This is a genomic window from Massilia sp. CCM 8734 (assembly GCF_011682155.1).
GTDB lineage: Bacteria > Pseudomonadota > Gammaproteobacteria > Burkholderiales > Burkholderiaceae_D > Telluria_A > Telluria_A rubra.
Window position 1 is genome coordinate 115288 of sequence record NZ_WHJI01000006.1, and the last position, 14628, is coordinate 129915.

General features: G+C 64.6%; 10 protein-coding genes. 7 read left to right on the forward strand and 3 right to left on the reverse strand.

Features of this window, described 5'->3' with window-relative positions; all coding sequences use genetic code 11:
* Positions 1-792, reverse strand: coding sequence for a PleD family two-component system response regulator (locus F2P46_RS08055; protein ID WP_229509158.1), 792 nt, complete (start codon positions 790-792; stop codon positions 1-3).
* Positions 793-988: 196 nt separating this feature from the next.
* Here F2P46_RS08055 and F2P46_RS08060 point away from each other — a divergent pair, with 196 nt between their 5' ends.
* The 4 genes from F2P46_RS08060 (at position 989) to parC (ending at position 8372) form a co-directional block, all read left to right on the forward strand.
* Complete coding sequence (locus F2P46_RS08060; protein ID WP_166887286.1) at positions 989-2986, forward strand: DNA topoisomerase IV subunit B; 1998 nt, start codon at positions 989-991, stop codon at positions 2984-2986.
* Positions 2987-3194: 208 nt separating this feature from the next.
* Positions 3195-4904: a molecular chaperone HscC gene (locus F2P46_RS08065; protein WP_166887289.1), complete on the forward strand. Its 1710-nt coding sequence runs from the start codon at positions 3195-3197 to the stop codon at positions 4902-4904.
* Positions 4901-5971 carry a hypothetical protein gene (locus F2P46_RS08070; protein WP_166887292.1) on the forward strand — a complete coding sequence of 357 codons (1071 nt, stop codon included), beginning with the start codon at positions 4901-4903 and terminating at the stop codon, positions 5969-5971. The genes F2P46_RS08065 and F2P46_RS08070 overlap by 4 nt, the downstream gene beginning before the upstream one ends.
* Before the next feature lie 79 nt (positions 5972-6050).
* Positions 6051-8372 carry a DNA topoisomerase IV subunit A gene (gene parC, locus F2P46_RS08075; RefSeq protein WP_166887295.1) on the forward strand — a complete coding sequence of 774 codons (2322 nt, stop codon included), beginning with the start codon at positions 6051-6053 and terminating at the stop codon, positions 8370-8372.
* Positions 8373-8535: 163 nt separating this feature from the next.
* Here parC and F2P46_RS08080 read toward each other — a convergent pair whose 3' ends face one another.
* A complete protein-coding gene (locus F2P46_RS08080) occupies positions 8536-9012 on the reverse strand; it encodes a hypothetical protein (RefSeq protein WP_166887298.1) in 477 nt (158 codons plus the stop codon).
* Between the two features lie 240 nt (positions 9013-9252).
* On the reverse strand, positions 9253-10677 hold the full coding sequence (locus tag F2P46_RS08085; protein ID WP_208296541.1) for an IgA Peptidase M64: 1425 nt from the start codon (positions 10675-10677) through the stop codon (positions 9253-9255).
* 108 nt (positions 10678-10785) lie between these two features.
* On the opposite strand from F2P46_RS08085, the gene F2P46_RS08090 reads away from it, so the two are divergent.
* The 3 genes from F2P46_RS08090 to F2P46_RS08100 all read left to right on the forward strand — a co-directional run bounded on the left by F2P46_RS08090 (position 10786) and on the right by F2P46_RS08100 (position 14627).
* The gene (locus F2P46_RS08090; protein ID WP_166887301.1) at positions 10786-11214 is read left to right on the forward strand and encodes a transcriptional repressor; all 429 of its coding nucleotides are present in this window, start codon (positions 10786-10788) and stop codon (positions 11212-11214) included.
* A gap of 153 nt (positions 11215-11367) precedes the next feature.
* Positions 11368-13473: a TonB-dependent siderophore receptor gene (locus tag F2P46_RS08095; RefSeq protein WP_166887304.1), complete on the forward strand. Its 2106-nt coding sequence runs from the start codon at positions 11368-11370 to the stop codon at positions 13471-13473.
* Between the two features lie 8 nt (positions 13474-13481).
* Positions 13482-14627 carry a DUF1624 domain-containing protein gene (locus F2P46_RS08100; RefSeq protein WP_166887307.1) on the forward strand — a complete coding sequence of 382 codons (1146 nt, stop codon included), beginning with the start codon at positions 13482-13484 and terminating at the stop codon, positions 14625-14627.
* Position 14628: the final 1 nt, after the last annotated feature.

Genomic DNA, 14628 nt, shown 5'->3' on the forward strand with positions numbered 1-14628 from the left:
CTAAGCCGGCAGCGACAGCAGCTTCTTGAGCGCCGCCAGCAGATGGCGGTCGGCCATCGGCTTGTCGAGCAGGCCGCGCACCCCGGCCGCCCGCGCGCGCGCCGTATCGTAGCCGGACGCCTGGTTCACCAGCAGCACCACGGCGATCCGTTCGGCCCCGTCCTGCCGTTTGATCTCGCTGCACAGCGCATACGGATCGACGCCGGGCGTGGAGGTATTGATCATCACCACCGCCACCGGCGTCTCGGCGCACAGGCGCACCGCCGCCACCGCGCTTTCGGTCCACTCCACCGCCACCTGGTGCGGCGCGAGCAGGCGCGCCACATGGTCGCGCAGCGCGCCGCGCTTGTCGACGATGAGCACCGCGCCGGCGGGGGCCGGGCGCCGCATCTTGATAAACTCGGCCGGGTCGGTGACATCGAGATCGAGGCGGATGCGGCGGCGCCGCTCGTGCTGCGGCTCCGCGACGGGGGCCGCCATGTTTTTCACCGCCTCGGCGCGTTTGCGTCCCAGCTCGGTGAGCAGCTTGAACATCTGGAACATGTCCAGGGGCCGTGCCAGCTGCGCGCAGGGAAATTCCATCCCGGCCGAGCCGATCACCACACCGGGACGCAGCACATCCGGCTGCCACGCCAGCAAGGCGGCCAGCGCGCTCAGGTCGTCGCCGTTGGCAATCATCAGGTCCGGCTCTTGCAAACTATCGCCCAGCAAGCAAGAATACGACGGGCCGTCGCGCGGGGGATGCGCCAGCGCCGTCCCCAGCTCGGCCCCTTCGGAAGAAGGAAAGCCCAACAGGCGAACGCTCAGAGACTGCCTTTTTGAATGCATTTTTAGCAACTTATGGAATATTTTTGACCACACCTGTTGGTGTGCGTACAAATCTAACCACAATCGTGCGGGCTGGCAAGCACATTCAGCGTGCTCAAATTTGGCTTCTTTTCCGGCTGACAAGATAGAATGCGCAGGCATCCGCATAAAGAACTTAGATATGGCCACCAAAAAACCTGCATCCGACTACAGCGAATCCTCCATCCGGGTCCTCAAGGGACTCGAACCCGTCAAACAGCGTCCGGGTATGTACACCCGCACGGAAAATCCGCTGCACATCATCCAGGAAGTGATCGATAACGCCTCCGATGAAGCGCTCGGCGGCCATTGCAAGAATATCGGCGTGACGGTCAATGCGGACGGCTCGATCACGGTCGAAGACGACGGCCGCGGCATCCCGGTCGGCCTGCATCCCGAAGAAGGCGTGCCGACGGTGGAAATCGTCTTTACGCGCCTGCACGCGGGCGGCAAATTCGACAAGGGTTCGGGCGGCGCGTATGCCTTCTCGGGCGGCTTGCACGGCGTGGGCGTGTCGGTGACCAACGCGCTCTCCTCGCGCCTGGAAATCACGGTCTGGCGCAAGGAAGACAACGGCACCGGCCTGCACAAGATGGTGTTCGCCGACGGCGACGTGATCGAGCCATTGGCGTCGATCCCGGCGCCGCGCGACGGCAAGAAGAGCGGCACCCGCGTGACCGCCTGGCCGAACCCGAAGTATTTCGATTCGCCGGCGATCTCGCAGGTCGAGCTTGCGCGCCTGCTGCGCTCCAAGGCGGTGCTGCTGCCCGGCGTGACGGTCACCCTCACCATCGCCAAGACCGGCGACGTGACGACCTGGAAGTACGACGAAGGCCTGCGCGGCTACCTCAATGAAATGCTGGCGCAAAGTACCAGCGGCGACACCGTCATTCCGGTGTTCGAAGGCGCCCAGTATTCCAACGGCGAGTCGGACGGCTTTGCCGAAGGCGAAGGCGCGGCCTGGGTGGTGGCGTGGACAGAAGAAGGCGCGGTGGTGCGCGAGTCGTACGTGAACCTGATTCCGACCTCGAACGGCGGCACCCACGAATCGGGCCTGCGCGACGGCCTGTTCGGCGCGGTCAAGAGCTTTGTCGAGATGCACGCGCTGCTGCCGAAAGGCGTGAAGCTGATGCCGGAAGACGTGTTCGCGCGCGTCTCCTTCGTGCTCTCGGCCAAAGTGCTCGATCCGCAGTTCCAGGGCCAGATCAAGGAACGCCTGAACTCGCGCGACGCGGTGCGGCTGGTCTCGACCTTCGCCAAGCCGCCGCTCGAACTGTGGCTGAACCAGCACGTCGAATACGGCCGCAAGCTGGCCGAACTGGTGATCCGCCAGGCCCAGTCGCGCCTGCGCTCGCTGCAAAAAGTCGAAAAGAAAAAATCCTCGGGCGTGGCCGTTCTGCCTGGCAAGCTGACCGATTGCGAATCGAGCGACATCGGCCGTAACGAACTGTTCCTGGTCGAGGGCGACTCGGCGGGCGGTTCTGCCAAGATGGGGCGCGACAAGGAATTCCAGGCCATCCTGCCGCTGCGCGGCAAGGTGCTCAACTCCTGGGAAACCGACCGTGACCGCCTGTTCGCCAACAACGAGATCCACGACATTGCGGTGGCGATCGGGGTCGATCCGCACAGCGTGGGCGACACGCCCGACCTCTCAAACCTGCGCTACGGCAAGATCTGCATCCTGTCGGATGCGGACGTGGACGGCTCGCACATCCAGGTATTGCTGCTGACCTTGTTCTTCAAGCACTTCCCGGCCCTGTTCGCGCCCGGTCACATTTGCGTGGCGCGCCCGCCGCTGTACCGGGTCGACGCCCCGGCGCGCGGCAAGAAGCCGATCCAGAAGCTGTACGCGCTCGACGATGGCGAGCTGGTGGCGATCCAGGACAAGCTGATGAAAGAAGGCTTGAAAGAAGGCAGCTGGAGCATTTCACGCTTCAAAGGCCTGGGCGAGATGAACGCGGAACAACTGTGGGAAACCACGATGAACCCGGACACGCGGCGTTTGCTGCCGGTATCCTTGGGCGACTTCAGCCACATTGACGCCTCGGCGCGCTTTAACATGCTGATGGGCAAAGGCGAAGCCGCCGCCCGCCGCGCCTGGATCGAAGAACACGGCAACGAAACCGAAGCCGACATCTGATTTTGTTGCAAAACCGGGGGCAAAACGGGGGCAAAATGGGGTCTGACCCCGGTTTTTCAGTTGGGGGGTCAGACCCCGGTTTGCCCCCGTTTTGACGCCGGTTTTGCAATGCTGGTTGAAAAACCGGGGTCAGACCCCAACCAGCAAAACCGGGGTCTGACCCCGGTTTTTTAACCAGCATTGCAACACAACACCCGGACACTGAACCATGATTATCGGAATCGACCTCGGCACCACCAATAGTCTCGCGTCAGTCTGGCGCGACGGCAAGGCGCACCTCATTCCCAATGCACTGGGCAGCTTCCTGACGCCATCGTGCGTCGGCATGGATGACGATGGCACCGTGCTGACCGGCGAAGCGGCGCGCGCGCGCCTGCAGACCCACCCCCACATGACAGCGGCCCTGTTCAAGCGCTACATGGGCAGCGAGCGCGAAACCCAGCTCGGGGCGCGCAAGTTCCGCCCCGAGGAATTGTCGTCGATGGTGCTGCGCGCACTGAAGGAAGACGCCGAAGCCTGGCTCGGCGAAACGGTCACGCAAGCCATCATCACCGTGCCCGCCTACTTCAGCGACGCCCAGCGCAAGGCGACCCGGGTGGCCGGCCAGCTGGCCGGGCTGCGGGTCGAGCGCCTGCTCAACGAGCCGACCGCCGCGGCGCTGGCCTACGGCATCCAGGACAGCAAGCGCGAAACCAAATTCCTCGTCTTCGACCTGGGCGGCGGCACCTTCGACGTCTCCATCCTCGAACTGTTCGAGGGGGTGATGGAAGTGCGCGCCACCGCCGGCGACAATTTCCTGGGCGGCGAAGATTTTGCGAGCGTGCTGGTCGAGGCCTTCCTGTCGCGCAGCGGCCTGTCCAAGGACTTGAACGGCGCGGAACTGAACGGCACCCAGCGCCAGCGCCTGCGCGAAGAAGCCGAACGCGCCAAGCGCGCCCTGTCCGACAGCCTGAGCGCGCGCATGGCCTACACCAGCGCCGGCAAGGAATACAGCCTGGACCTGACCGAAGACTTGTTCGTGCTGCTGTGCGACCACCTGGTGCAGCGCCTGCGCGGCCCGGTCGAACGCGCGCTGCGCGACGCCACCATCAAGGCGTCCGAACTCGATTCGGTGGTGCTGGCCGGCGGCGCCACCCGCATGCCGCTGGTGCGCAAGATGGTCTCGCGCATGTTCGGGCGCTTCCCGTCGATCAATCTCGATCCCGACCAGGCCATCGCGCTGGGCGCGGCCGTGCAGGCCGGCCTGATGGCGCGCGACGCGGCCCTTGCCGAAGTGGTGATGACCGACGTGGCGCCCTACTCGCTGGGTATCTCGATCGCACGCGAAATCGGTCCGAACCAGTACGAGGGCGGCCATTACCTGCCCATCATCGAGCGCAATTCGACCGTGCCGGTCTCGCGCGTGGAGTCGATCACCACCATCAACGACTACCAGAAAGAACTGGTGGTGCATGTCTACCAGGGCGAGTCGCGCCGCGTGTCGGACAACGTCTTCCTGGGCAAGCTGGCCTTCCCGATCGAGTCGAAACGCTCGGGCGAAGTCAGTGCCGACGTGCGCTTCACGTATGACATCAGCGGCGTGCTGGAAGCGGAAATCACGCTCCAGCCAAGCCTGGAGAAGCACACCCTGGTCATCACCGAGAACGCCGGCGTGATGACCCAGGCCGAAGTGGCCAAGCGCCTGGCCGAACTGAACGAACTGAAAATCCACCCGCGCGACAAGATCGAAAACCGCACCCTGCTGGCCCAGGCCGACCGTCTCTACGAGCAGTTGCTGGGCCAGGAACGCGCCTACCTGGCCGAGCACATCGCCGCCTTTACGGGCGTGCTCAATACGCAGCAGCCCACGGCCATGCGGCGCGCCCACGAAACGCTGACAAAAGTCATGCGTGAGCTGGGCGGGAGTTCCTTTTTATGAACGTCTGGAGCGTGCTCGGAATGACGGCCAGCCGCGATGAGCGCGCGATCAAGCGCGCTTACGCGGCCAGGCTGAAGGTCACCCGTCCCGAGGACGATCCGGTCGCCTTCCAGATTCTCAACGACGCTTACCAGGCCGCGCTGCAACTGGCGCGCCAGGCCAATGACCTGGACTGGCCGGACGACGAGCAGCCGGCCCCGCGCGTCGAGGCGCGCGAGACCGGGCAAGGCCAGGACGATCGTGAGCAGCCGGTCTACGTGGCGGCCTACGAGTTCGATCCGGACGCGCCGCCCGCACCGGCGCCGCCGCCAGACGAGGCGCCGGTGTACGTGGCCGCCTACGAATTCGATCCGGATGCGCCGGTCTACAGCGCTCGCTACGAAGTCGATCCGTCCGCGCCGCCGCCCGAAGCGCCGGCGCCGGCGTTCGAGCCACCGGCGCCGGCGTTCGAGCCGCCCGCGCCGCCGCCGCGCCCGCGTCCGAAGCCCGAGCAATATCGCCTGCCCGAGATCCTGCCGGCGCCCCTGCCCGGCGCCGGTCCCGACACCACGATCATCCAGGCGCGCCGCGTCTGGGCCGCGTTCCTGACGCGCGCGCACAGCAACCCGCGCGAGCATCTGGCGCAGCTGTTCGCCGGCGAGGAACTGCTCAACATCGACGTGCGCGACCACTTCGAAGAGTGCGCCGTGCAGTACTGCGCCGGCGAAGGCTGCGAAGACGACTTCCGCGAGGCGATGGCGGGCCATTTCAACTGGGTCGACGACGCCGGCTTCGTAGGCCGCCAGATGCCCGACGAAACCGGCATGATGCTGGCGCGCCTGCGCGCCCAGCGCTCGTACAAGCATTTCTGCCAGCTCGCGCTGGAAGACGAGGTGGTGCGCGCACTGCTCGACGGCGACCCGCGCGGCGTCATCGGCAGGTATCCGGACGCCGCCTTCACGGAGCGCATGCGCGAACTGCTCGAACATGTCCACTGCTACCATGGCGACATGCTCGACCTCAAACTCGATGCCGATATCGTCGAACACTGGGTCGCCGTGGTCCGCGGCAGGGGCTGGTCGGCGTAAGCGTCGCCCCCCGCCACGCAGGCACCCGAACCAACACACTCCTTTTTTACTTAGCACCTACGCATAAGCACCTACGTACATGTCCTCACAAACCAATCTGTTTGACCCGCCACCGCCGCCACCGCCGGAAGACACCGAAACGCTGACCCTGTCGACCTTCGCCGAGCGCGCCTATCTCGATTACGCCGTCTCGGTCGTCAAGGGCCGCGCCCTGCCCGACGTGTGCGACGGCCAAAAGCCCGTGCAGCGCCGCATTTTGTACCGCATGAACGAGCTGAAACTGGGCGCGAGCGCCAAGCCAAGCAAGTCGGCCGCCGTGGTCGGCGACGTCATGGGAAAACTGCACCCGCACGGCGACCAGTCGATCTACGACGCGCTGGTGCGCATGGCGCAGGACTTTTCGCTGCGCTACCCGCTGATCGACGGCCAGGGTAACTTCGGCTCGCGCGATGGCGACGGTGCGGCGGCGATGCGCTACACCGAGGCGCGCCTGACGCCCATCGGCAAGCTGCTGCTCGAAGAAATCGACGAAGGCACGGTCGACTTCCAGCCCAACTACGACGGCGAACACGCCGAACCGAAAACGCTGCCGGCGCGCCTGCCGATGGTGCTGTTGAACGGCGCCTCGGGCATCGCGGTCGGCCTGGCGACCGAAATCGCCTCGCACAACCTGACCGAAGTGGCACGCGCCACGGTGGCCATGATCCGCAATCCGAAGATCACCCACGCCGAACTGATGGCGATTATTCCGGGGCCGGATTTCCCGGGCGGCGGCCAGATCATCACGCCGCCGGCGCAGATCGCCGACATGTACGCCAGCGGACGCGGGTCGATGAAGGTGCGCGCGCGCTGGAAGATCGAAGAACTGGCGCGCGGCCAGTGGCAGGCGGTGGTGTCGGAACTGCCGCCGGGCGTGTCGTCGCAAAAGGTGCTCGAAGAGATCGAAGAGCTGACCAACCCGAAAATCAAGCTCGGTAAAAAAGCGCTCTCGCCCGAGCAACTGGCCTTGAAACAGACCTTTCTCGGTTCGCTCGACGCGATCCGCGACGAATCGGGCCGCGCCGCCGCCGTGCGCCTGGTGTTCGAGCCGAAGTCGAAGAACCAGGACCAGACCGAATTCATGCTGATGCTGCTGGCGCATACCTCGCTCGAATCGTCCAGCTCGATCAACCTGGTGATGATCGGTGGCGATGGCCGGCCGCGCCAGAAGGGGCTGACCGAAATCCTGCAGGAGTGGATCGATTTCCGCTTCGTGACGGTGCGCCGCCGGACCGAATTCAGGCTGGGCAAGGTCAACGACCGCATTCATATCCTGGAAGGACGCGAAGCGGTCCTGCTCAATATCGACAAGGTGATCCACATCATCCGCAATTCGGACGAGCCGAAGGAAGCGCTGATCGCCGAATTCAATCTCTCCGACATCCAGGCCGAAGACATCCTGGAACTGCGCCTGCGCCAGCTGGCGCGCCTGGAGACCATCAAGATCCAGCAGGCGCTGGCGGAACTGCGCAAGGAAGAAGGCAGCCTGCGCGACATCCTCGAGAACCCGTCGACCATGAAGCGCCTGATCATCCGCGAGATCGAAAGCGACGCCAAGCAGTTCGGCGACGCGCGCCGCACCTTGATCGAAGAAGCGCAGCGCGCGGTGGCCGAGCAAAAAGTGGTCGACGAGCCGGTGACGGTGATCGTGTCCGACAAAGGCTGGGTGCGCGCCCGTACCGGCGTGGGACACGACGTGGCGCAGTTCACCTTCAAGGCGGGCGACTCGCTGTACGCGGCCTTTGAATGCCGCACCACCGACATCCTGCTCGGCTTCGGCGACAACGGCAAGGTGTATTCGGTGCCGGTGGCGGCCTTGCCGGGAGCGCGCGGCGATGGCGTGCCGATTACCACCCTGGTCGATGTGCCGAACGGCGCGCGCATCCCGCACTTTTTTGCGGGCAGCGCCCAGACCATGCTGCTGATGGCGTCGAACGCCGGTTATGGTTTTGCGGCCAAGGCGGGCGACATGGTCAGCCGGCTCAAAGGCGGCAAGTCCTTCATCACGCTCGACGAAGGCGCGCAACCGCTGCCGCCGCGCGTGATCGCGGCCAATGCGAGCGCGGTGGCCTGCCTGACAGAAAACGGCAAGCTGCTGGTGTTCGGGATGGATGAACTCAAGACCTTGACCAACGGCGGGCGTGGCGTGATCCTGATCGAGCTCGATGAGAAGGAAAAGCTGCTGGCGGTGCAGCCGATTTCGCAAAAAGGCGTGACCGTACACGGAACCTGGGCGGGCGCCAAGCCGCGCGCGGTCGACTTGTCGGCGTCCGGCCTGGCGGTCCACTTCGGCAAGCGGGCGCGCAAGGGCAAGGCGCTGGCAGCCAAGATCAAGGTCATGTCGCTGACACCGATCGGCTGATAGCGTCGTCTCCGGCAGCGCCGGAGACCACTTCCCGCGCGAGCGGGAAGGACGTGCACGAACAAAAGCGGGGCAAGTGTTGCTTAATTGAGGTCAGACCCCAATCAAGCAACGCTTGCCCCGCTTTCACATCCATCACCCTGCAAGAGGGTGAACTGGATAATTACTTAGCAGCAGCTTTTTTCACGTCCGAAACGGCTTCAACTTTCGCTTCGTGGGTTTTCGCAGCAGCGGTTGCCTTGTCGGCGCCGGCTTCTACAGCCACTTTTTCAGCTTTTTCGTCGGCCTTGATCATTTTTTTCTCGGCTTTCAGATTGGCTTTGGCGACTTTTTTCTCGGCCTTGGCTTCGGCTTTCATTTTGTCTTCCGGATCGGCTTTAGCCACGTCGGTGGTCGCTTCAGCGTGCGCTTTAACGGCTTTCGAGTGTGCTTTGGTCTTTTTCTCGGTAGCGTCAGCGGATGCTTTGCTTACTTTCTCGTCCGACTTGGCAACAACTTTGGCTTCTTTGGCTTCAGCTTTGGCGATGTCCTTGTTGGCGGTGGCTTCAGCTTTCACAACCGCTGGGGTTGCTGCTGGTGTTTGTGCGTAAACCGAAGTAGCGAACAGGCCGGCGATCAGGGTAACGAGTAATTTGTTCATGGTGTAGTCCTTTAGAAGAATGGTTGGGGTTTCTTATTCGTGGACGTTTTGGACCGAAGTCCGTTCGCCATCTATCGTTCTCAACTTTATAGTTCGTCAAGGAACGGTGTCCAGAATATGTCTTACTGGACATGTGGTCTGTTCGCTAGCGCACGCAGAATAAAGCTAACAAAAAGCAACTTACAATTAGGCGAACTGACCCTCGACATGCGCGGATCGCCCGCCGTTGCAGGCCCCAGCCTATTTTCCGGCCCCCTTCTTTGCGTACAAATCGATGATCGTGGTGATGCCGTCGTTACAGACCTTACAGAATCTTGCACTTCGGTCGAACATCAAACACTGCATTTCCGACCGGTAATAGCCAGTCGCCTCGTAATTGGCCCCTTCGAAGGCGCCCACGTCGTGCCGATGGGTGGCCTTGGCGAACAGGGTGTTGGTGTGGGTCAGGTCTTCGCGGAACAGCGCGCTCATGTCGGACTCGGGCCGGTTGGCGGCGCGCAGGGCGGCGCGGCGCTTCTGGTAGGCGCGCGCATACTCCTCGTACTGCGCTTTCGGCCACGCCGTCGGCAGCGGCGTGCCAGCCTTGACGTGGCGCTGCCATTTCAGCCTGGACGGGTCGCGCAGCGCCGTCACATTCGGCTCCCACGGCTCCATGCGCGCAGAACTCGACTGGTAAGCCACCGGCGAGGTGTAGTACTCGTCGGCCAGGCCGGCGAAATGGTGGCCGAATTCGTGCACGAACAGGTAATTGGCCCAGTCGTTGCCGGCCGCCGCGGTGCTGAACTGGCCGAAGATGCCGCCGCCGCCGTAGGTATCGTTATTGACCAGGATTTCGATGAACTCGTACGGCGCATGCTGGGCGATGTCGCGCAGCGCGCGGTTGTCCAGGGTGAGCACGTAACGCTCGCTGCCGAAGATGTCGTAACGCGTGCCCAGTGCGGACGCGTGGTGCACGCCGGTCGAGGGGCGCGAGACGCCGGACTCGATGGTCGGCACCGCGATGCCCCATACATTGAAGTCGCCGGCGCGCTCCTTGAACGGCGAGACGGTAAACAGATGATCGGCCAGGCGGCGCGCATCGGCCTCGAATTTTTTCATCTCGCCGGCGCTGTAGCCGTCGCCCATGACCAGCAGGTCGACCTTGGCCGGCGACGGCCCGTTGACGCGGATCGGGATCGGCCTGGCCGGCGCTTGGGCCTGTTTGCGCACCACGTCCGGCGCGTCCGGGTCCACCTCGACGCTCCACACGACCGAAAACTGATTGCGCTCGTCGCGCTTGAGCACCCGCACCTTCACCGGTTTGCCGAACGCCGGAAAGCGCACCGACTCCTGGAAGCCGCGGCTGATCCGGTTGGCTTCCTCGGTGGTGCGCCATTCGCCGAAAATGGTGGAGAAGCCGCGCGAATAGAGCAGGTCGCCGGTTTTGGCGTCGACCACTTCGACCATGTTCTGGCCACGGTTGCTGGTGTCAAGATTTTGCGACAGGTCGCCGGGCCACGGCAGCGGTTCGATCAGCACGCGTTCGAGCGCGTACTGCTCAAGCAGCGCATTGCCGCTGTGCTGGTAGTCGACGCGGACGGTGGCCGGCGGCTGGGCCTGCGCGGCGCCGGCCAGCGCCAGCAAGCCGACGGCGCGGCGCATGAAACGAAACGGGGACAGCGGCATGGCGGTTTCCTTGCAAGCGTGGATCGTCCCGCATTGTAAACCTGGGCGCTGTGGTTGCGGCCAGCGCCTGCGTGGTAGCATGTCGCTTCCTTTGAAATCCCAGCCAAGATGGTCACAACGATTGAAAGCCAGGCAGAGTCACTGATCCGCGATACGGGCGCGCGCCTCACCAAGCCGCGCTCGCGCGTGCTGGCGTACCTGCTGGCGCAAAACAAGCCCCTGACCCACCACGACATCCAGGAAGGCCTGGCCGGCGACGCGCTCGATTCGGTCACCCTGTACCGGGTGCTCGAATGGCTGACCGAACACGAGTTGGTGCACCGCATCGCCGGCGCCGACCAGGTCTGGCGCTTCAACGCCGGCGCCGGCCAGCACGGGCACCAGCACGCGCATTTCCAGTGCACCCGCTGCGAGATGGTGACCTGTTTTACCGACATCGCCCTGCCTGCGCAAATTACCCTGCCCACCGGTTTTACCAGCAAGCAGGTCGACTTCCTGATCAAGGGCGTCTGCAATATCTGTAACGCGAACAAGTAACAAGTAACACCGGTTCCACCGTGTCGCCGCCGGCATTGGCCGGAGCACTAACGCAACCCTATTGCATTAAAGAGGCATCCGACCTATTATAGCAACTCAGTTGCATTAATCCCCCGCCTTGCCCGGCCCTCCCACGCCTGAAGAAATCCACGCATGTACATCAAAACCGCCACCGCCGCCCTCCTCGCCAGTATCACGCCGCTGGCGGCCATCGCCGCCGACGCCGCCCCCGCACCCACCGATACGGTCGTCATCGGCGGCCAGCGCGAGCACTATCGCAGCCTGTCGGCCACCGGCGCGACCAAGACCGATGCGCGGCTCCTGGACTTGCCGCAAAGCGTGCGCGTGCTCACCAGCGAAGTGCTGCGCGACGCCGGCGTGAGCACCCTGGCCGGGGCGCTCGACCTGGCCAGCGGCATTGCGCGCCAGAGCGACCTGGGCGGCCTGTGGGACAGCTACGCCATGCGCGGCTTCACGGGCGACCCCAATTTCGGCTCCGATTTCCTGGTCAATGGCTTCAGTTCCAGCCGCGGTTACAACGGCTTGCGCGACACCGCCAGCACGCAGTCGGTCGAAGTGCTCAAAGGCCCTTCCGCCGCCCTGTACGGCCGTGGCGAGCCGGGAGGCACGGTCAACATCGTCACCAAAAAGCCCCGTTTCGTCCCGCAGCGCAGCGTCAGCGCCTCGGTGGGCAGCTTCAATACGTACCGCGCGGCGGCGGACGTCACCGGTCCCGTGAGCGACACCCTGGCCTACCGCTTCAACGCCGTCTGGCAGCAAGGCGACAGTTTCCGCGACACCGCCCGCCGCGACACGCTGCTGCTGTCGCCATCGTTCGTGTGGCTGGCGGGCGAGCACACCACGGTCTCGTACGAGATCGAAGCGACCGAGCAAAAAGCCCCGTTCGACCGCGGCGTGCCGGCGGTGAACGGCAAGCTCGGTGCGCTGCCGGTATCGCGCTTCCTTGGCGAGCCGGGCGACGGCCGGGTCACCGTCAAGTCGCTCGGGCAGCAGTTGTTCGTGCAGCATGCGATAAACGACGACTGGTCGTTGCAATCGGGCCTGTCGTACCGCGACAGTGAACTGGTCGGCTTTTCGACGGAGGCCAACAACCTGCTGGCCGACGGGCGCACCTTGCGCCGCCAGCGCCGCCACCGCGATTTTTCGGCGACCGATATGTCGGGCCGCGTCGAACTGCTCGGCAAGCTGACCACCGGTGGCCTGCGCCATAGTGTGCTGTTCGGCGTCGACGCCTATCGCTTCGACGACCGCCGCGTGCAGATGCGCCGCAATCCTTCGAACGCCAATCCGTACGCGATCGATATCTTCCAGCCGGTCTACGGCGCCGTGGCCGATCCTTTGATACTGTCGATCGATACGCTCGAACGCCAGCGCGCGCACGGCTTTTACGCGCAGGACCAGATCGATCTCACAAGCGAGTGGAAAGCCCTGCTCGGCGTGCGCTACGACAGCGCCGAGCAAAGCGTCACCAACAATCGCCTTAAAGCGAACAGCGCGAGCAGCGCGCAAAGCCTGCACGCGAGCAGTCCGCGCGCGGGCCTGGTGTACCAGCCGAGCAAGGCGCTGTCGCTGTACGCCACGGCGGCGCGCGCCTACCGCCCGAACAGCGGCATCAGCATCGACAACAGCGCGTTCGAAGCCGAAAAGAGCATGTCGTATGAGCTGGGCGCCAAAGTCGACGCCCTGGACGGCAAACTCAGCAGTACCGTGGCGCTGTACAAGATCGACAAGAAGAACGTCCTGACCACCAATCCCGCCAACGCCGACTTTGCGATCCCCGCCGGGGAAGTGGGCAGCCGCGGCCTGGAGTTCGACGTGTCGGGCGCCGTGGCGCGCGGCCTGCAGCTGTCGGCCGCCTACGCCTGGACCGACGCCACCGTCACCAGGGGCGACAAGACCATCCGCACCGGCAGCCGCTTCCCGAACGTGGCGCGCCACAGCGCCAACGTGCTGCTGGTGTCGAACTTCACGCTGGGCGACGCCGGCGCCAGTATCGGGGGCGGCGCCAGCTATGTGGGCAAGCGCATGGGCGACGTGGCCGCCTCGAGCAGCTTCGAACTACCCGCCTACACCACCGTCAAGCTGGTGGCCGCCTACACGCCGTACCGCAAGCTGCGCATCGCCCTCAATATCGACAACCTGTTTAACAAGGCTTACTATACGAGCTCGTACAACCAGGTGTGGGTGGCGCCGGGCACCGAGCGCGCCGCCACGCTGACGGCCAGCTACAGCTTCTGAGGCGCGCCATGAGCACCCTCGCCGCCTCGACCACCAGGCGCATCGCCGCCATCGACGCGATGCGCGGCCTGATCATCCTGATCATGACGCTCGACCACGCGCGCGAAACCTTCTTTTTGCACCGCCAGGTCAGCGACCCGATCGACCTGGCCACGACCGAGCCGTCGCTGTTCTTCAGCCGCGTGGCGGCGCACTTCTGCGCGCCGATGTTCGTATTCCTGACCGGCCTGTCGGCCTGGCTGTACGCCAATCCAGCGTCCGGCCCGCGCAGCCCGCGCGGCTTCCTGCTCAAGCGCGGCCTGTTCTTGATCGTGCTGGAACTGGTGTTCGTCAGTTTTGCGTGGTCGGGCCGCTTTCCGCCACCGGTGCTGTATTTGCAGGTGATCTGGGTCATCGGCCTGTCGATGATCGCGCTGGCCCTGCTGCACAAACTGCCGCTGCGCTGGCTCGCGCTGCTCGGCGGCGTGATCGTCGCCGGCCACAACGCCTTGTCCTTCCCCGGCCTGGAACCGGGCAGCCTGGCGCACGGCGCCTGGACAGTGCTCGAACAACGCGGCTTCCTGGTGAACGATGGCCCGGTGCGGGTCAAGATCAGTTATCCGCTGCTGGCGTGGATCGGGGTGATCTTGCTCGGCTACGCGGCCGGCCCGCTGTTCTCGAACAAGGTGGAAGCGGGCGCGCGGTGCCGCATCCTGCTGCTGGCGGGTGCGGCCTGCCTGCTGCTGCTTGCCCTGCTGCGCGGCTTTAACATCTATGGCGAGGCGTTGCCGTGGACCGTGCAGGCCGACCCGCTGCACACGGTCATGTCGTTCCTGAACCTGACCAAGTACCCGCCCTCGTTCAACTTTTTACTGATGACGCTCGGGGTTGGGTTGATCGCGTTGGCGTGGCTGGAAGTGGCCAACGAACGCGTGGTGGCCTTTTGCGCCACCTTCGGCGGCGCACCCCTGTTCTACTATCTGTCCCACCTGTACCTACTGCTCGCGCTGCGCGAGCTGACGGCCGCCCTCTCCGGCGGGCAGGCGCACCAGGCGGGCGGCATCGGGGAAGTGTGGCTTTGGTCGGTGGCGGTCATCGCGGCGCTGTACTATCCGTGCCGCTGGTTCGGGCGCTACAAGCGGACGAGCACCCGGGCCTGGGTGCGCTACCTGTAGC